The 19,078-nt window shown below is 34.0% G+C and carries 11 protein-coding genes and 1 riboswitch; of the genes, 9 read left to right on the forward strand and 2 right to left on the reverse strand.

Features of this window, described 5'->3' with window-relative positions:
- Positions 1–17 precede the first annotated feature (17 nt).
- A riboswitch (cobalamin riboswitch) is annotated at positions 18–193 on the reverse strand.
- A 110-nt stretch (positions 194–303) separates the two neighbouring features.
- Positions 304–1,170 (reverse strand): N-acetylmuramoyl-L-alanine amidase-like domain-containing protein, encoded by an 867-nt coding sequence (locus QL232_RS03965; protein ID WP_281613191.1) that lies wholly within the window; start codon positions 1,168–1,170, stop codon positions 304–306.
- A 92-nt stretch (positions 1,171–1,262) separates the two neighbouring features.
- Here QL232_RS03965 and QL232_RS03970 point away from each other — a divergent pair, with 92 nt between their 5' ends.
- The 8 genes from QL232_RS03970 to QL232_RS04005 all read left to right on the forward strand — a co-directional run bounded on the left by QL232_RS03970 (position 1,263) and on the right by QL232_RS04005 (position 12,768).
- Positions 1,263–2,474 (forward strand): hypothetical protein, encoded by a 1,212-nt coding sequence (locus QL232_RS03970; RefSeq protein WP_281613192.1) that lies wholly within the window; start codon positions 1,263–1,265, stop codon positions 2,472–2,474.
- A gap of 96 nt (positions 2,475–2,570) precedes the next feature.
- Positions 2,571–2,945: a PH domain-containing protein gene (locus QL232_RS03975; RefSeq protein WP_281613193.1), complete on the forward strand. Its 375-nt coding sequence runs from the start codon at positions 2,571–2,573 to the stop codon at positions 2,943–2,945.
- 148 nt (positions 2,946–3,093) lie between these two features.
- A complete protein-coding gene (locus QL232_RS03980) occupies positions 3,094–3,684 on the forward strand; it encodes a GNAT family protein (protein WP_281613194.1) in 591 nt (196 codons plus the stop codon).
- A gap of 186 nt (positions 3,685–3,870) precedes the next feature.
- Positions 3,871–6,036, forward strand: a complete 2,166-nt coding sequence (locus QL232_RS03985) for an ABC transporter ATP-binding protein (RefSeq protein ID WP_168882675.1) — start codon at positions 3,871–3,873, stop codon at positions 6,034–6,036.
- Between the two features lie 11 nt (positions 6,037–6,047).
- Positions 6,048–7,409 carry an HlyD family efflux transporter periplasmic adaptor subunit gene (locus QL232_RS03990; RefSeq protein WP_168882676.1) on the forward strand — a complete coding sequence of 454 codons (1,362 nt, stop codon included), beginning with the start codon at positions 6,048–6,050 and terminating at the stop codon, positions 7,407–7,409.
- A 1-nt stretch (position 7,410) separates the two neighbouring features.
- A complete protein-coding gene (locus QL232_RS03995) occupies positions 7,411–8,805 on the forward strand; it encodes a TolC family protein (protein ID WP_168882677.1) in 1,395 nt (464 codons plus the stop codon).
- 282 nt (positions 8,806–9,087) lie between these two features.
- Positions 9,088–10,974, forward strand: coding sequence for a transglutaminase domain-containing protein (locus tag QL232_RS04000; protein ID WP_281613195.1), 1,887 nt, complete (start codon positions 9,088–9,090; stop codon positions 10,972–10,974).
- Between the two features lie 192 nt (positions 10,975–11,166).
- On the forward strand, positions 11,167–12,768 hold the full coding sequence (locus QL232_RS04005; RefSeq protein WP_281613196.1) for a kelch repeat-containing protein: 1,602 nt from the start codon (positions 11,167–11,169) through the stop codon (positions 12,766–12,768).
- 68 nt (positions 12,769–12,836) lie between these two features.
- On the opposite strand, the gene QL232_RS04010 is transcribed toward QL232_RS04005, so the two are convergent.
- The gene (locus QL232_RS04010) at positions 12,837–14,828 is read right to left on the reverse strand and encodes a beta-galactosidase (RefSeq protein ID WP_281613197.1); all 1,992 of its coding nucleotides are present in this window, start codon (positions 14,826–14,828) and stop codon (positions 12,837–12,839) included.
- Between the two features lie 561 nt (positions 14,829–15,389).
- Here QL232_RS04010 and QL232_RS04015 point away from each other — a divergent pair.
- Complete coding sequence (locus QL232_RS04015) at positions 15,390–19,028, forward strand: glycosyl hydrolase (RefSeq protein WP_281613198.1); 3,639 nt, start codon at positions 15,390–15,392, stop codon at positions 19,026–19,028.
- The last annotated feature ends 50 nt before the right edge of the window (positions 19,029–19,078 follow it).

The raw sequence follows: 19,078 nt of genomic DNA on the forward strand, positions 1-19,078 counted from the left end.
CCTTTTTACTTTACACCCGAAGAATATTTCCAAACAAAAGATATCCTGACTTTCCTTTTAGATGAGCCTTCCCGAGTGTACTCAGTGGCATTTTCATCAACCCTTACAGGTAGGATTACAGTAGCGGGGACTGTTTTGGATTCTCACCAAATTCCCTTTTGTTTGATGCAAATATGATAGATGATTATTTACAATACAACTAAAAAGATTATTTATGAAGCATGACTGTGATCATTAAAAATCATTTACAAATCCATTATCAGTAGCAGTTTTGCCAAGAAATACTATTATTCAAAAGATAAACTAGTTGATTCTTGCAACTGTTATACCGGTGTTCAATTTGCTGTTTTTTAACCACTCTGCTAAAGGCTTCTTTGTGATTTCAACTTTTCCTCCAGATTGTGAGGCATGCAATAAATGTATACGGTTGTCTTCCAATCTTACTGCAAAGCCAACATGGGAGACATCTAAACCATCTACTTTACAAACCAAAGCAATGATATCTCCAGATTCTATTTTACTTTCTATCTCAGCTATTTCTTTAATATATATTTGAGAGAGTGGCTTTGTATTTATTTGATCTTCAATTTTCTTGATCTCTACTAAAGCGGAATCATTACCAACTAACTGTTTGTACGCAGTGATATGAGTACTCATAAAGTTGATTTTCTTATCGTACACTGTTCCTCCGATTTTCTCCGTAACGTCAGTAACAATACCTTTTTTCTGATTATTTCTTATCCATTCTGTAAAATAATGTAATCGTGAAGGGTACCCATTTCGTCTCCCGTCTCTATATCTTAAATATTCTAAGATACTTGCATAATGATTGAGATTTCTAAATTTTTCATTGTCCTCTCCAGAATACAATTTAGTTAAAGCAACTACAGATTCTACAAAGGTAGTACAATCAAAACCTAGATAATTAATGACTAAGTCTTCCCTCTTTTCATTTATTTCTAGGGTCTTTTCAAGATAGGGTTCACCTACAAATGTTTTGGCAATACTGATTGCCTTTTCATTCGAAGTAAGCCCTTGTAAAGGAAGTTGGTTTAATGTTGTGAGCTTATCTTCAAAAGCTTTTGTACTTGGAATTGTACAAACAAACTGTGCTTGGCAATAAAAAGTGATAAATAATAAGCTAATTATAGATAAGAATTGTCTTGACATATTTATTTTTTGCATTTTGCAGGAATGAAGCATTAACTTCAATAATGTTCTTGATATATAAACTTAGGCAATTCTTTGAAATTATCAGAACAATGGAACTTACCTTGCAATCAAACTATAAAAATATCAATAGAATGTTAAGAAAGTCTCTTGGATTTATGTTGTGTTTTTTACTGATAAATTTTACGTCAGTATTAGGACAAGAAATCAGTGAGCATCCTGAAAAAGATAAATATGTTGGTCAATTTAACGGGGATGGTCAACGTCATGGTATGGGAACATATACATGGGAAGATGGAACGGTTTATCAAGGAAAATGGAGAAATGACTTGATGGACGGTAGAGGAAGTTTAAAATTTGCGAATGGCAATAAGTACGAAGGGAACTTCTCTAAAGGACAACCATTTGGCGCCGGTGTATATAATTGGGCAAATGGTGATGTATTTCAAGGAGGTTTTCTTGATGGGAAAATGCATGGTCGTGGTATATTAATTACTCGTTCAGGTGAAAGACACGAAGGTACTTGGATGTATAATCAAGTCAATGGAGAAGGCCAACACTGGTATGCTAACGGAGCACAATATATTGGTGAATGGAAAAACGGTAAACGCCATGGAAAAGGTATAATGCTTTATCCAAATGGAGATACAGAACAAGGTGAGTGGAGAGATGATGAGTATGTGCCATGTGACTGTTATAGAGAATCTGTATCTGTTGCCGAAGCATATAACGAATCAGAGGCAGTATTTGTCGGGAAAGTTTTTGAAATTGAAACAACTGATGAAGGGTATGATAGAGTAGGGATTATCGTTTCAGAATATTGGAAAGGTGCCTTATATCCGAAAAGAAAAGTATACATGCGTGCCGAGTATGGCTCATGTGACTTCGTTTACTTTGAAGATGAGGAATACCTAATTTATGCTCAACCTTATCAATTTGACAAATCGTTATATTACCCTACAAAATGTACGCGTTCAATGCGTACGAGCTTACCTTTAGCTTCAAGAGATATTGAAGAATTAAGAAAAATGTCTTGTGAAATTAAAGAAAACGACGATCGTAAAGTAGCTTTTGATTTCACAGATGACCCTGTTTGTGGTTGTGATGGAGAGGATTACAAAAATCCATATCAAGCTTATAAAGCAGGGGTGGCACATTGGTACGCCGGAACCTGTGAGGAAAAGAAAAAGCGTGATGAAGAAATCAGAAGAGCCAAGTATAAAATCAAGGACGAAATAAAAGAAGAAAAGAAAGAAATTGAGAAAGAAACTCAGCAGATGTATAATTATGTTGAAGAGGATTAATTCCTTTCTGATTTATTTCTAAAAAAAGATGCTTATCTTACGGTAGGCATCTTTTTTTGCTTACAAATAATATCATTAACCAAAAAATCTAATTAAATGGGCCTGTTTAATACTTTAATGGGTAATGTTTCCAATGCTAATATTGAAGACGTTCAAGAAAAGTTTAGTTTCGTTTTATCATCAGACGAACAATTTGTAAAAGCTTATCAATTAGTTAGAGATCAATGGATCTTTACCAACAAAAGACTTTTAATTGTCGATAAGCAAGGTATCACAGGAAAGAAAGCGGAACTTCTAACTATTCCTTACAAACAAATAGAGCAGTTCTCTATGGAGACAAAAGGAAATTTTGATGCTGATTCTGAGTTGAAAATCTGGGTTAAAAGAATTCCAGAACCTATAGAAACTAAGTTTGGAAGTGATCAGGATGTAAAAGAAGTATATCAATTACTTTCTGAAGGAGTATTATAATAACTAAAGGCTACTTGAGGGGATCAACTTAAGTAGCCTTTATTTTTCTATTGATATATCTAAACAAAACTTTCAATAATTTTCTGTATCACAAAATTAGGTCTAACTTTAATCAACTTTTGGACACACCCAACTAAATCAACCTACAATGCAAAAGTGGTTAAATAAAATAGAGTTAGAAGGTGCATTAGTGAAACTAATCCCTTTAAAACTAGATCATAAAGAAGAGTTACTAAATGCTGCAAGTGATGGAGAATTATGGAAATTATGGTTTACCTCGGTTCCGTCTATCAATACAATAGATAAATACCTTGAAAAGGCATTAGAGGATTATCAGTTAGAAAAGTCTTTACCTTTTGTCGTTATCGATAAAAAGACAAATAAAGTCATTGGATCTACGCGTTTTACTAATGCCGTTACTCATCATAAAAGGGTAGAGATTGGGTATACTTGGTATGCAAAAAGTTATCAAAAAACAGGGGTAAATACAGAATGTAAATTTCTTCTCTTAAGACATGCTTTTGAAACTCTACATTGTATTGCCGTTGAATTTAGAACACATTGGCATAATCAAGCTTCTAGAAAAGCAATTGCAAGGTTAGGAGCTAAGCAAGATGGGGTTTTAAGAAATCATCAAATTGGTGAAGATGGTACACTTAGAGACACTGTAGTTTTCTCTATTGTTCGCGATGAGTGGGCTGTCACAAAAAAATCTTTATTATTTAAATTGAATCAATAAGATTTCTTGTATTCTTTGTTAATTTTGTTCCAAACAAATTTCACAAATTATAATACTGAATTTATAATATTTTAATTCTCATATTTCGAACATTCGATAACGTTTGAAGTTATTTGTAAAATCAAATAGATATTAAGTATAAATTTGTATTGAAATCTTAACACTACGAGAATCAACTTCAGTTTTATGACTAACAAAGGATATAAGAAACTTAGTTTAATTCTTTCATCTCTTATTCGTCACAATATTGACGAAAGCATAACCGAGCCAATTGTCGACTTACAATTATCCAATGATTTTTGGGAGGTCTTTATACGATATGCCGATGAAATCAATTTAGCGATTGTAAAAAGTAAGGGTACTATAAATCAGCTGACTACTCATCTTGAAAAAAGTATCACTCCTTTTATCGCTCAGTGTAATATAGACGACAATATTGTTCCAGTAATTTTCCACTTAAATAAAAAGGGAAAAGTAGTGGCTCAATCTGTTGATGTATTAGGTCAGGAGGAAGAAATAAACTTAAACTTGGCATTAAGCCAATTAGTAAGGGAAGATAATGGTGAAATTATCTACGCTATCCCTATTTCTAATAATCCATTAATTTCTGACAGTAAATCGAAGAAGAAAAACACGTCTTCTAATCGTTTATATAGATTATTAGCAGCAGAGAAAAAGGATATTGGTTATATCTATATCTATGCTCTACTTATATCTTTATTTGGTTTAGTGTTGCCTTTAGGTGTACAGACTGTCATAGAATTAATCGCCGGAGGTGTTGTTATCGATTCCATCACCGTCATGATTGGTTTGGTGGTAGTGTTTACCATGTTTACTGGAGGGTTACAAATCATGCAGTTGAAAGTGGTGGAGACCTTGCAACGAAGGGTGTTTGTAAAAGCGGCCTTCGAATTTGCCTTTAGACTTCCAAAGATAAAGTTGGAAGCACTAATGGGAAATTATGCACCAGAATTAATGAACCGTTTCTTTGATGTATTAACGATACAAAAAAGTTTACCTAAATTTTTAATTGATTTATCAGGAGCAGTTCTTCAAATACTTTTTGGAATGATTCTATTATCATTCTACCACCCATTATTTATTGTATTTGGTGTAGTTCTGATCTCAATGCTAGTAATACTATTTTACTTCACTGGACCAAAGGCTTTGGAAGCCAATATGGTGGAGTCGAAATATAAATACAAAGTTGTACACTGGTTGGAAGAAATGGCGAGAACTCTTTCTTCATTCAAGATCGTTGGTAGAACTTTATTGCCATTAGACAGAACGGAAAACCTAACAAACCATTACCTACACTACAGAGAGAAACAATTCAACGTTGTTATCAATCAGTTTATCTTTGTATATATCTTTAAAACATTAGTTACAGGTGGACTTTTAATTATAGGTTCATGGTTAGTAATTAATCGTCAAATGAATTTAGGTCAATTCGTAGCTTCGGAAATCGTTATTGTATTAGTGCTTTCTGCCTCAGAAAAGTTAGTGCTTTCGATGGAAGTTGCCTATGATATGCTAACAGCAGTAGATAAAATTGCTCATGTAACAGACCTTCCTTTAGAAAGAAAAGGTGGTGTGTTTATGAATAACGAAGATAGAAAAGGTTTTGCCATCAAAATGAAAGATGTAAAGTTTGCTTATTCTGATGGATACAGAGCGTTAAATGGCATTACAATCAATATTAAATCTGGAGAACGTATCTGTTTATCAGGATATAATAACTCAGGAAAAGATACAATGATCTTGGCGCTATCTAGTTTCCTAGATAACTACAAAGGTGCAATTAGCTACGATGATTATAATTTAAGAGACCTTGATCTCATAAACCTTAGAAGTGATATTTCTAAAAACGTTTCTGAAGAAGAGCTTTTCGATGGAACGTTATACGAGAATATTACCATGGGTAGAGAAAGTGTTACTTATGAAGATATTATCTGGGCGCTAAAGAGTGTTGAATTACTTGAGTTTGTAGAAAAACAACCAAATGGTCTTCAAACGGTAATTACAGCAGGTGGCCGCGTATTCTCTGAAAGCGTTGCTATTCGCTTTATTTTAGCTAGATGTATTGTAGATAGACCAAAATTATTGATTTTAAACAAGACATTCCAAGAGCTTGAAAGTAATGTGAGATTAAAGATTCTTTCTTTCATTATTGATAAATCTAATCCATGGACTGTGATTTTTGTCGGTAACGATCCTATATTATCAACGTTGAGTGACCGAGTGGCAATTTTGTCGAATGGTAAAGTTGAAACGATTGGTACTATTAATGAAATCAAAGATCATGAAGGTTACAAGCAGTGTTTCCTTACTACTAAAACTTTCAACGCTTAACTCTTTTAATAATGCTGAATATAACAGAAAAGAAATCTTCTGAACAACATGAATTTGAAAGAAGATTTGGCACATTAAATACATTAAACTCTCCTAGTCAAGCAAGAAAAGTGGCTAGAGTACTGATGGTACTTCTTGCTCTTTTTATTATCATAATGTTTCTACCTTGGCAGCAAAACATTAGAGCTAGAGGTGAAATTACAGCACTGACACCACAAGATCGTCCTCAAAAAATTCAATGTCCAATTGATGGTACAATTGCTCAATGGAATGTACAGGAAGGACAACATGTAGATTCTGGCCAAGTATTATTGACAATTGCAGAAGTTAAAGATAAATACATTGACCCTGATATGATCTTACGTTTGGAAGAAGGTATCCAAGCAAAAGGAGAAGCAATCATTGCAAAACAAGATAAAGTTGAAGCAAAGAAACGTCAATTAGAAGCATTAGAAGCAGGTTTATTAATCAAGTTAAAGCAATTTGATAATAAAATTGAGCAGTCGATTTTAAAGATTGAAGGAGATAGTATTGCATGGGAGGCATCAAAAGTAGATTTAAAGAACGCCGACCGTCAATATAAAGCGAATCAAGAACTTCATGAGAAAGGACTAATTTCTTTAACAAAATTAGAAACTGTAAGAAGTAAATACCAACAATCAGTAGCCAAGGAAGTTTCTGCAAGAACGAAACTTGAAATGGCAAGAAATGAATACCAGAATGCCGTATTAGGTAAAAATGCAGCGAGAAACGAAGTATTAGATAAAATTGCTAAAACGGATTCTGAACTGAGCACTACTTTATCTGATATTGCAGATAGTGATGCAGCACTTGCTAAAGCTAGAAACGAACTTTCTAGTATGGAAATTAGAGCAGGTATGAGAGTAATTAGAGCACCACAAAAAGGTGTTGTTGTACAAGCTCTTAATAGTGGTATTGGTGAAAACGTAAAAAGTGGACAAGCATTATTAACTCTTGTTCCTGATGAACCACACCTTGCAGCAGCAATTTATATCAAAACAATGGATGTTCCTTTGATTGAAGAAGGCAGACATGTGAGATTAAGATTTGATGGTTGGCCATCAATACAATTCTCTGGTTGGCCTAGTGTAAGTGTAGGTACATTTGGTGGTCAGGTTCAAGTTGTAGACTTTATGAATCAACCGGATGGTACTTTTAGAGTATTGATCACACAAGATTCAAAAGAAAAAGATGAGCCATGGCCTGCTGAGTTAAGAATGGGTACAGGTGTATTTGGTTGGGTAATGTTAGAGGAAGTGCCAATTTGGTACGAACTATGGCGTCAAATCAATGGTTTCCCACCAAGCTTAAAAGATTATAAAGGAGGATCCGACCAGGGTAAAAAGAAATAATATGAAGAAACTACTTGTTATCTTATTCTCATTATCTTTCCACTTTTCATTTGCTCAGGAAAAAGATTCTACTGAAAACGTTCTTACTTTAGAAGACCTTTACAGTATGGTGATGTTAAATCACCCTGTTGCTAAACAGGCAGGACTTCTTACAGAACAAGGGCAAATGCAAATACGATTGGGTAGAGGATCTTTTGACCCTAAACTTGAATCAAAATATGATCAAAAGGTATTCAAAGACAAAGAGTACTACCAAAAGTGGAACTCTTATGCTAAAGTACCACTTTGGGCAGGTTCATTGAATGTTGGTTATGAACGCAATGATGGTTATAATCTTAACCCAGAAAATGATACGGATTCAGGAAATGGATTAATGTACATCGGGGTAGAGTTACCTGTATTGAAAGGTTTATTGATGGATGAAAGGAGAGCTGCTCTTCGTAAAGGTTTTGAATTACAAAAAGTTACAGAAGCAGAACAAATTAAACTCATCAACAAATTAATTCTTCAGATTGCGAAGGATTATTGGAACTGGTATTATCGCTACCATCAGTACAGATTAGCTCAAGAAGGGTATGCATTAGCAACTTTCCGTATGGAAGCGGTGGATGAACGTATCAAACAAGGTGATCTTGCTACTGTAGATGGTGTAGAAGCAAAAATTACTATTCAGCAGAGAGAAATCAATGTGAGAATGGCTGCGATGGACCTTCAGAAAGCTAGATTAGTTTTATCTAATCATTTATGGTCAGAAGATGGTCAACCCTTGGAACTTCTAGAGGATATTTTACCTGAAAATACTCAGGTGGAAACGTTACCTCAATTGGAGCAACTCTTGAAAGAAGCAGATATTGCCCATCCAGAAATTGTAAGTTTAGTCGCGAAGAACTCTATACTTGCAATTGATCAGAAACTGGCAAAAGAATCGATTAAGCCTGAGTTGAATTTAAAATATAACTACTTGGGAACTACTGCTAGCAGTTGGGATTATGGTCTTTCTGAGAATTATAAATTCGGAGCCACTTTCTCAATGCCTTTATTCTTAAGAAAAGAAAGGGCAAAACTTCAAATGTCAAAATTAAAGGTTCAGAGTAATGAACTTTCTTTGATCATGAAAAGAAGAGAAATTGGTAACAATATTAGAAGAGCATTTATTACTGTAGAAAATTACGTTGAGTTAACGGAAATGCAACAGGAAATGTCATCTAATTATCAAATTCTATTACAAGGTGAGTCAGATAAATTCGAAGCTGGTGAAAGTTCAGTATTCTATATGAACGTCCGAGAAGGTAAGCTAATAGAAGCAGAAACGAAGTTATTTAAAATGAGAGCTGAATACGCTAAGTCCGTTGCTGAGCTAAATTGGACTGCAGGTGTATCACCTGTGATGAAATAAGCATCTCGTTAATCATAAAATAGAAAAAACTCTTGGCCACTTTATAAAAAGATGATCAAGAGTTTTTTTTTGTATTAATACTAACGGTTTCTTTATCCCCCAAAAGGGTGATTTTGTGTTAATACCCTAACTTTAGATGGTATTATTTCAAGAATAAACAGCCGAACGTACAAATTGTTATAATTATTGTACAATAATTTACTAGCTTATCGTTATAAATATGAATGATTACTACATTACTATAACTACTGTAAATTTTTATCAATTCGGTGAACTTCTAAAATGAAGAAAACTACTTTTTTAATTATCGCAACTGTTTGTTTAACTTTTTGTACTACTGGACGAATACTAGCTCAAAATAATGTAAAAGAATATGCAAAATATTCTCCAAATTCGGCGAGCAAGTCTATAGAGCGATTGGCGAACTACTTGACTAAAAATGAGTCCTCTGACATTCAAAAAGCAATGAATATATATACTTGGGTGGTACATAATATATCACTTGATATAAAAGTATATAATGAGAAAAAAATTAGAATCCTTACTCCAGAGCAAGTGCTCAAAAGGAAGAAAGGAACAAGCCTTGATTATTCAGCTTTATTTTCTGCATTGTGCGAGGAAGTAAACATTCCATCAAGGATAATAGTCGGTTATGTCTTTACGGATAATAAAAGCATAACGACCAATCTTTATAAGGCAAACCACACTTGGAATGCAATTAATATTGACTCAGCATGGTATCTTGTAGATACAATGTGGGGGAGTGGTATTGTTGTTAAAGAAAAGAGTGGTAAAAATTCAAAGTCTAGTTTCCACGCGCCAACTTTTATCAAAAAGGTGGATTATACTTTCTTTAAGCCTTCACCACATGTATTAATAGAATCGCATCTACCATCTAACCCTAATTGGCAACTTTTAGAGAAGGAAGTAGATATTAAAGATTTTATTACGAATACATTTCCAGAGAAAAATAGAACAAAGAATAGATCTGAAGTTCTTGACTCATACCTAGAAATGAATCAAGCAGAGTATCTATATGCTGATGCTAAGTCTGCGTTATCATACAACAAGAAAAATTTCTCAACAATGGGTTATGCTTCTTTGTTGATGGCTAAGGACAAAAATGATTCAGAATTAAAGACAAGAGATCGACTTCAATATTTAGAAGAGGCAAAGACTTCTGCTTATTCATACATTAGATTTATTGATCTTTATTCTTCCATTGAATCTGAAGCATTAAAATTGTGGATCAGACATTATCTTGAAACACCAATTGCTAAGCGTCAGAAGTTCATTGACAGACATTGGATTAATAAAGACCAAATCAAGCAGAAAAAGATTCAAGTTCAGAATCATGAGCAGTCATTAAATACTTTTAAGCATAAACTTGAGGATAAAAAGTATCCGGCATTAAATAAGCCTCGCCGTCAGGTGGAATATGATGAGTTTTATGTGAACGTTCAAGAAGCAAGATTATATGGTGTGGATTCAGCTCTACAAGTGGCTATTGTAAGCGTAGATACACTTGAAAAAAGAAGAGTAGACTTGATTAAAAAAATTGATAAATCAAGTAGAGATTTAAGAAACCTTAGTGCAAGACAGATTCGTTTTTTAAGTAGATTAGACTATCTCTTACAAGCTAATGTAAGTTTAAAAATCTTAGAGCACCAAGCAAATCAAGTGATGCAGGTTGAGCACAATATCAATGTGTTAACAAGACAAGTGAAGGACCTAGAGGAAGAAAGATATTACAATCATAAAACCTTATCTAAACAGATTTCAACGATTAAAAGGCTTTATGTAGATAAGCAAAACATTCTTAGAGGATTATATATTAAGTCTCAGGCACAACCTCAATACAAAGAAATGTACGATAAAGTGACAATTGAATTAAAGGTTATCTTTAATCAGCAGTTACATGAAAAAGAAGAGGCTTATAATAAGTTGAAAGAACATGTATTTACTTTAGAAAAAGTAAACGTAAATCTTACTGAACAAAAAGAAATGATCGCTCATTTAAATAAAGTGATTGATGATTATAAATCTTTAAAAATTGGTGAAGTTAAAAGAGAGGCAGACGAAACAAAGCTTTTCTGTGATTTTATTATCCAAGAAAGTCTTCAAAAAGGAACTGCTTTAAAAGGAGGAAGGCCTCAAAGAGCATTATAAGAAGGAAAATAAACCCAGAGATAAACTGGGTTTATTTTTATATGTTCTATTTAACATAAGGTAAATTATATTAAATATGTTATTTATTCATTAATACTGATATCAAATCAATAAATTTTATAATTTTGATGCTATTAAATATAAAGGCAAACAATATTATTTAAGCAAACTTATATCAACGACTAAATCAATATGCAATTATTTAGATCATTACTTTTATCAGTAACTATCTTGATCATCATTTCTTGTCAGAAAGAAGCAACAAACATTCCTGGAGATGGTATTGAAGAAGAAGAAATTTTAAACCAACCTCCTTATTCTTTTCAACTTGTGGAGATTCAAGATTCAGCTACAAATGTTACCATAAACCCCAGATTTATATGGCAACAATCTACAGACCCTGATCAAGATCCCGTATCCTATTCATTTTATATCGAAGAAGGATCTGATAATCCAAGTAATCTTTATCATGAAAACTTCGATTCTACAACTTTTACTATAGTCGATCCTTTAAAGAGAGATACGCAATACTCATGGAAAGTGGTGGCGTCAGATATTCATGGTGCATCAACGGAGAGTTCAATATTTAGTTTTACGACATATAGAAACTATCAGCCTGAGAAATTTAATCTAATTTCTCCTTATAATAACGAAGATGAAATTCCTTTTCTACCCTTGTTAAAATGGGAATCAGCTATTGATCCTGATGGAGATGCTATTTCTTACCAATTGAAAGTGACTAATACGGAGACCAATGAAGTTGTAGTAGATATTGATAACTATATGGATACTACATTCCAAATATCAGATGAATTAGTGATGTACACTAAATACGATTGGCAAGTCATCGCAAAAGATAGTTATAACGATACCACTCATAGTGCAAACCATACCTTTTATTCAAAGAGGATTAGTGAAAACATGGTATTAAGGGTAGGCACGGCACCTTTTATAAGAAGAGATGGTCATTCTTCAGTAGTTTTTAATGGGAAGATATATATTTTTGGAGGATCCAATACAAGTGGGGTGAACAATGGAATTCAAAATGATGTTTGGTCATCAAATGATGGAAAAAATTGGACAGAAGTCGAGCATGTCAACTCCCCTACTTCATTTACTTCAAGACATCAACATACCACTGTTGCATTTAAAAATAAATTATGGACTATTGGAGGAGGCACTGCAGATGGTATAAAGAATGATGTTTGGTCATCATCTGATGGAAAAAATTGGACTTTAGAGGTTGAAAATGCCCCATTTGATCCTAGATATACGCATACTTGTTTAGTATATAATGACAAGATTTGGATTATTGGAGGACGATTAGAAAATAGCCATTATCTCAATGATATCTGGTCATCGGTAGATGGAATTAATTGGGTTTGTGAGACAAAAAATGCAGATTTTGACCCTAGAGGCTACCATACTTCAGTGGTATTTAAAGATAAGATGTGGGTTATGGGTGGATACAAAAGTGGCCTAGGATCAGGATCAAATAATGAAGTTTGGTCATCGGTTGATGGAAAAAATTGGATAAAAGAAACCCAAAATGCCGAATGGTCTAAACGAACAGGATTATCTTCTGTTGTATTTGATGGTAAGATGTGGGTTACTTCCGGAGGTTATAATAACGACTTATGGTCTACAGAAGACGGAATAAAATGGAAACAACAAAGATCTTATGGTGAAATGCACAAAAGATCTAATCAAACAGCCGTTACTTTTGACAATAAAATCTTCATTATTGGTGGATGGAGAGGCGATTTACTAAATGATGTTTGGTGTTTTTATTAATCAAAAGTTAGGAACACATCAAAAAAAGGAGTTCAGCTAAATGGACTCCTTTTTTTGACAAAATCATATTACTCAAATTGATTTTCATATATCCAACTGGATACTTCTTTAATTGCGTCAGTGAGATGAGTAAATTCTTGATCTGTAACATCTACTATACCTATTCGATAATTTTCACCATCTTTTCTACCTAATACAGGTTGATCAGACCATTGGAACCAATGTGCTCCAACTAAATTGGGATGCTCAATAACCCCTTTCATATAAGCTTTATATAAGTCAGCCTGATGCTTCTCTGATGTAGCATACTTTAAACCATCTCCCCAGACACCATGTGATGAGAAACCAAAATGAAATTCACCGATGATTATTGGTTTATCTACTAAGTATAGCGGCTTAAAATCACTAACATCATACCTGTAGATATTAAAACTGACTACATCACAATACTTTGCTGCAGCCAGTTGTATTGCCTCATTTTTTTCCATGACTTTACCATGAATCCTACTTCCTAAATAAAGATGTCCAGGTAGTATTTCATGAATAACCTCAGCACATAATTTATAATATACTTCTGCGTGATGCTGTGTGTAGGCTTTCATATCTTCTTTAAAAGCCTCATTTAAATCATTAACTTTCTGTACCTGAATACTATCAAAATCATTAAATGAAGAATTCCATTGCTGATTTAACTTCTTTATTGTTGAGTATTTTCCTTCTAAGAATTTTGACATTTCTTTTCTAGCAGGAATTTCAAGTTTTTCATTGAGTACCCCAAATGCTAAAGCATAACTATCATTTCCCCAATGAATCTCATTGTTGACAAAAATGCCTAAATTCCATGCATCTCCTTTATGTCCTCTACTAATTACCCCTTGAATTCTTGATCTTAATCCTTTTTCAAAGTCAGGGTCGAATGGGTCGGGAACTTTATCCACTTTACCAAAATGAGTAAGTTTTGGATGAATGATTAAAGTATATGGTACTTTTTGCTTAGGTTTTACATTAGACCAAGCTCCACAAGTATTCAGATTCCAAGATTGTAAACGCCCTACTGTAACTTCATGATGGATATTTTTCCATTCTTTTCCGTACTTATAAACTAAGTTTCTATCGTAATAATTGATAAATCCTTTTTTATCCGAATAGACATCTTCAAGAGCATGATCTAATGAAAAGAGTTGTTCTCTATTCTTAGTTGGAGTACCAGAACCTTGTCCAACTCCTGTTACTCCCAATGAGAAAAATAGATGACCAAGAGGATCAACTAAATGCCACTTCCCCTTGTACTTTTTTGTATAAAATTGACCAGTTGCTTCTAGTTGAGGACCATTTTTCCAACCTCCAAACTGATCGTATTCAATATTCGAGAATTCAGATTGAGTATATTGTTTCTGGTCTTTGTTACCTTGTTTTTTTAGTTCTGATATTGATTCTACTTTTCCTTCCCAATTTTCAGACTTTAACTGACCCATTTTATCTACTGTAGGAATCGGAAGATCAAAAGTAGGATGTTGATGAAATTCGAATTCCCCTACTCCTTGAGGTTGTTTTAGTCTTACCTTTATTGGATGGTCGTATTTGTTATTTATTACAACTTCTACCCTCAATGTATTTTTGAGGTCAAAAGCAGACCATTTTGGATGCATATCGTAGGGTAAAACAAAGGTACTTCCAAGTGTTTTCTTCCAGTCATTCTCTTTAGATAGATTTGGTCTTGGGAGTATTACTTTTGTTAGTAATGTATCCTTAGCAGGAATAATATATCTACAAAATTGCTCCTTATATTTTTCTTTTCCTCTAACAAAGACCGTAACATCTAATGGATACTTGTTTTTGTTATCAAAAGTAACTCCTAGGTTTTTATAGGTCGAAAGGTCTAAAGGTTGGCTATTATAGTTAAATACAATTTTAGATTTTGTATTTGCTTTGATAGTCTGTTCTAACCAATTTTCTTGTTTTAAGTTTTTTGGTGTATACGTTTTAATCGTTTGCTGTGCCACAACATCAAGTTGTATAAAAAGTACACAGAAAGTCAATATAGTGTGTAATCTCATCATCGTCATTTCATTTATCCAAACATACTTGATTTGAACATAATATGCATTTTAGGTATTTCACTTAAAGCAATACTATTTTGATTTTTTTGTTGTAAAGAACTTATATACCATTGTTTAGATTTGGTTAGTAGAAAATGAAAAACTATATGAGTTTGTATTAAGGTTAACTAAGAGAATGAGTGATGAATCGAAGTAATAAAGTACACGTCAATATTGATTGCAACTATTATTTGATAGATTTTACTACTTCAGGTTATCGATAGTCAACACACCTTTGGTACTTCATTGGCCTTTTATTTTCCTATTCTTTTTCCACTTGATTTTAGAAATATTCTTTGGCAAACACGTATACAGACCCTGTTTTTTGATATTAACGGGTCAATTTTACGTCATTTGATCGTCACGTCATAGCTAAACCCAAAAGTTATTGTAGTAGAGGAAAGCTGTTTAATTGTATATATCACACTTAGATTTGTTTTCATAGTCCATGAGGCAGCTATGAGCCTCTTTTATTAAATATGCAGCACATCTTTTCTGCATTAAATGAAATGAATAACTAAAATGAAAAAACTAACTTTACTATTACTATGGTCATTAATATCATTTGGTATTAATGCACAGAATTGTCCTCCTTCCCATCCTTTTGAGGCTTGTGGAAGATGTTGGGAAAGTGCTGAGCAAGCAGCATCAGGTGGTTGTAATGAAACTCAAGATCCACCAGAAGACACTCCTCCTATTGCTCCAACAAACTTATCAACATCAAATGTTACTACGAACAGTGTAACATTGAGCTGGAATGACAACAGCAATGATGAAACAGGTTTTGAGATTTATAGAGATAATAGCTTGATCTCAACAACTAATGCGAATAGCACATCTTTTACGGAGTCAACTTTAACTTCTAATACAACTTACAGCTATTATGTAATTGCAGTGAATGGAAGTTTAAGTTCAACACAAAGTAATTCTGTTTCAGTTACTACCGACCAAGAGGTTGTTGAGAACCCTAATGATTTAGGTACTATAACTTTTACTTCTAGTGATACTGGAAATGGTTGGATTGTAGAATGGAATTCAGTGACAAATGCAACACAATATGTTTTGAATATTGTAACGCTTGATGGAAGTGCCGAAATAGGTAATCAAAATATTGTAGTTACAAGCTTTAACTACACTGAAGCTAATCCTGTAGAGGATATTACTTACAAGTATACACTTACTGTTAGTAATTCAAGTGATTCAAAAGTTTCGAATACGATAACTAAAATAAGAACTAGCTGTGCAGGTGGTTCACAGAATGCTGAAAATGGTAAAGTTTCAGGGAAATTCACTCCTAAAAATGGTAAAGCTTTATTGTTCTTAGGCCAAGATAATAATTCGGTTGATGGTTACACCGACAGTAATTTATTCCCTAGCATTGGAGGATTTACAAACTACACCAATATTTATGATTTTGCAGGGTTGGAATCTGTAAATAACTATGGTAGTGGTGATATGTGTATTCAATGTGGGATTGATAAGCATCCAAGTGCAGCGGTAGCTATTGGCTTATACATGGTGGAAGATAATGATGGTGTTGGTGAAGATCACCCGAACGGTCTAACAGACGTAGTTAATGGACTTTATGATGCTTCTATTGATAAGTTTGCCAACTTCGCAAAAGCCAATCCAACAACTCCATTCTTTTTACGTGTCGGTTATGAGTTTGACGGGCAATGGAACCATTATGAGCCTACAAAATATATCAATGCTTATAGATATTTAGTAGATCGTTTAAATGCTGCAGGAGTTGAAAATGTGGCATATGTATGGCAGTCTGCAGCTTACGGATTTACTTATAATAGTTTACCAATTGATGCATGGTACCCTGGAGATGAGTATGTAGATTATATTGGTTTATCTTTTTTCTTCTATGATGAAGGGTTTAATGGACCAAATCTCCAATTCTTATTGGATATGGCTAGAACTAAGCAAAAGCCAGTGATGATGGCAGAAGTTTCAGCACAATATTATGATTTTGATGAAAACACTTTTGCTAACTTTGCCGATCCATCACAAAAGACTTCATTGACAGGTCAGGAAATGTGGGAACAATATTTTGAAGGTCAATTATTACCTTTCATTCAAGGCAACGAAGATGTAATTAGAGCAATAGCTTACATTAATGCAGATTGGCAATCACAAGAACAATGGCAATGGCCTGAAGCAGGAAATGGTTATTGGGGAGACACAAGAGTAGAAAGAAATACTTATGTAGCTCAAAAGTGGAATGAAGAAATTTCTTCAGGCTTTTATCAAAATGGAGATCCTAATTTATATGCTATCCTAACAACAGGTTGTGATAATTCAGAAACACCGATTGATCCTCCAGTTGAAACAAAACCTTCAGTGCCAACTAATTTAGTTTCATCAAGTCAAACTACGTCAAGTATTTCATTAGGTTGGGATGCAGTATCGAATGCTTCAAACTATTGGGTGCTATATGGTACAAATAGTGGTACGTATGTGGATAGTGTACAAACTTCTTCTTCATCTGCAACTATTAATAACTTGGCAGCAGATCAGAATTATTACGTTACTATGTATGCGACAAACTCTGAAGGAAGTAGTGACCTAACAAATGAAATTCAAGTAAAAACTAAGCAAGAATCGACAACTCCACCTCCTGTTGGAAACAAAATTGAAGGGAAGTTTACTCCTAAAGATGGTAAAACATTATTAGCAATAGGTCAAGATTTATCGGCAATGTCGGGTTACAGAAATGGTAATATGCCAGAGCCAGGTGCTGCTGTTGCATATGTAGCATTCTATATGTTAACTCAAGATAACTATGGAATTAATTATGGTGCTACAGGTATGGATAACCAAGGTAACTTTACTGATATTGATACAGATTGGGGTTCTGGACCGTTGAATGCTTCATCTACTGCATTAGGCTGGGGTGAATCTGCACTAATTGTTGCCATGTCAATTACAGAAAACTGGAACCTAAATGGTTTACAAGGAATTGCCAATGGACAATATGAGCAGCACATAGATAAACTTGCCTTATTCTGTAATAAATTCCCTGAGAAAAAAATCTATTTAAGAATTGGTTATGAGTTTGATGGTAGATGGAACTCTCAAGAAACTGCGGGTGGAGATTATCCTGGTGGTTACCATAAACAAGAAGAATATAAGGCAGCTTGGAGACACATTGTAGATGGAATGGATGCTAGAGGCGTGAATAATGTTGCTTATGTATGGCAATCGTCTACTTCTCCAGTTGATGATGTATTGGATGGATACTTTGGAAACGGAGGAGACTTGGTAGCTGCAAAAGAAGACATTGCAGGTTGGTACCCAGGTGATGATTACGTAGACTGGTGTGGTATTTCATGGTTTATTTCACCAACTGAGGCCTCACAATATTTCGGGTTTGATGATGTGCCTAATTTGCCAAATCAAAATGATCTTGCGGACGAGATGCTTGCTTTTGCAAGAGAACATAACAAACCTGTGATGATTGCTGAAGCAACACCTCAAGGCTATGACCTTGAAATCTCAGAGTATGATACTACACCTAGTAAAGTTTCTCGAGCAATAACAGGTTATACGTATGAAGGTGCAAAAACACTATTAACAGAAGGTTTAGCTACAGCTGAAGAAAACTATACTCCAGGTACTTGGATCGCAAATTTAGATGCTCAAGAAGCTTGGGATAGATGGTTCACTCCTTTCCTAGATTATATCCATACAAATGCAGATGTGATTAGAGCAGTTACTTATATCAACGCCAATTGGAATACACAAGCGAAATGGGCTTCACCGTATGCTGAAGGTTATTGGGGTGATACTAGAATTGAGGAGAACCCTGCTATTAAAGCATTATGGTTAGAAGAAACAAATTCAGAATTTTGGTTATTAGGTAGTCCATCTATCAGCGATCAATTATTTGATGATGCAAGTAACCAAAGACAGATTCAATTAGCAGAAGAGTTAAAAGAAACAATTAAGGACATTACGGTATATCCAAACCCTGCGAGATCTATCATTAATATTGGTGGATTAGAGGAAAAACCAGTGTTCCAACTTATCAATATTCAAGGACAATTAATGAAAACGGGTATTGGTCAGCAGATAAAAATTACTGATTTACCAAAAGGTTTATACCTTCTGAAAATCAATGATAACATTACTCAAAAGATTCTTATCAACTAGTCATTTATAAAATTAACTCCCTGTACTTTTGTATGGGGAGTTATTTCTTT

The sequence above is a fragment of the Flammeovirga sp. SubArs3 genome (assembly GCF_947387565.1).
GTDB lineage: Bacteria > Bacteroidota > Bacteroidia > Cytophagales > Flammeovirgaceae > Flammeovirga > Flammeovirga agarivorans.

What these genes read in the sequence shown, in the direction of transcription:
- QL232_RS03965 (WP_281613191.1), bottom strand. Translation starts at nt 1,170, where the DNA reads ATGTCAAGACAATTCTTATCTATAATTAGCTTATTATTTATCACTTTT.
- QL232_RS03970 (WP_281613192.1), top strand. Translation starts at nt 1,263, where the DNA reads ATGGAACTTACCTTGCAATCAAACTATAAAAATATCAATAGAATGTTA.
- QL232_RS03975 (WP_281613193.1), top strand. Translation starts at nt 2,571, where the DNA reads ATGGGCCTGTTTAATACTTTAATGGGTAATGTTTCCAATGCTAATATT.
- QL232_RS03980 (WP_281613194.1), top strand. Translation starts at nt 3,094, where the DNA reads ATGCAAAAGTGGTTAAATAAAATAGAGTTAGAAGGTGCATTAGTGAAA.
- QL232_RS03985 (WP_168882675.1), top strand. Translation starts at nt 3,871, where the DNA reads ATGACTAACAAAGGATATAAGAAACTTAGTTTAATTCTTTCATCTCTT.
- QL232_RS03990 (WP_168882676.1), top strand. Translation starts at nt 6,048, where the DNA reads ATGCTGAATATAACAGAAAAGAAATCTTCTGAACAACATGAATTTGAA.
- QL232_RS03995 (WP_168882677.1), top strand. Translation starts at nt 7,411, where the DNA reads ATGAAGAAACTACTTGTTATCTTATTCTCATTATCTTTCCACTTTTCA.
- QL232_RS04000 (WP_281613195.1), top strand. Translation starts at nt 9,088, where the DNA reads ATGAAGAAAACTACTTTTTTAATTATCGCAACTGTTTGTTTAACTTTT.
- QL232_RS04005 (WP_281613196.1), top strand. Translation starts at nt 11,167, where the DNA reads ATGCAATTATTTAGATCATTACTTTTATCAGTAACTATCTTGATCATC.
- QL232_RS04010 (WP_281613197.1), bottom strand. Translation starts at nt 14,828, where the DNA reads ATGATGAGATTACACACTATATTGACTTTCTGTGTACTTTTTATACAA.
- QL232_RS04015 (WP_281613198.1), top strand. Translation starts at nt 15,390, where the DNA reads ATGAAAAAACTAACTTTACTATTACTATGGTCATTAATATCATTTGGT.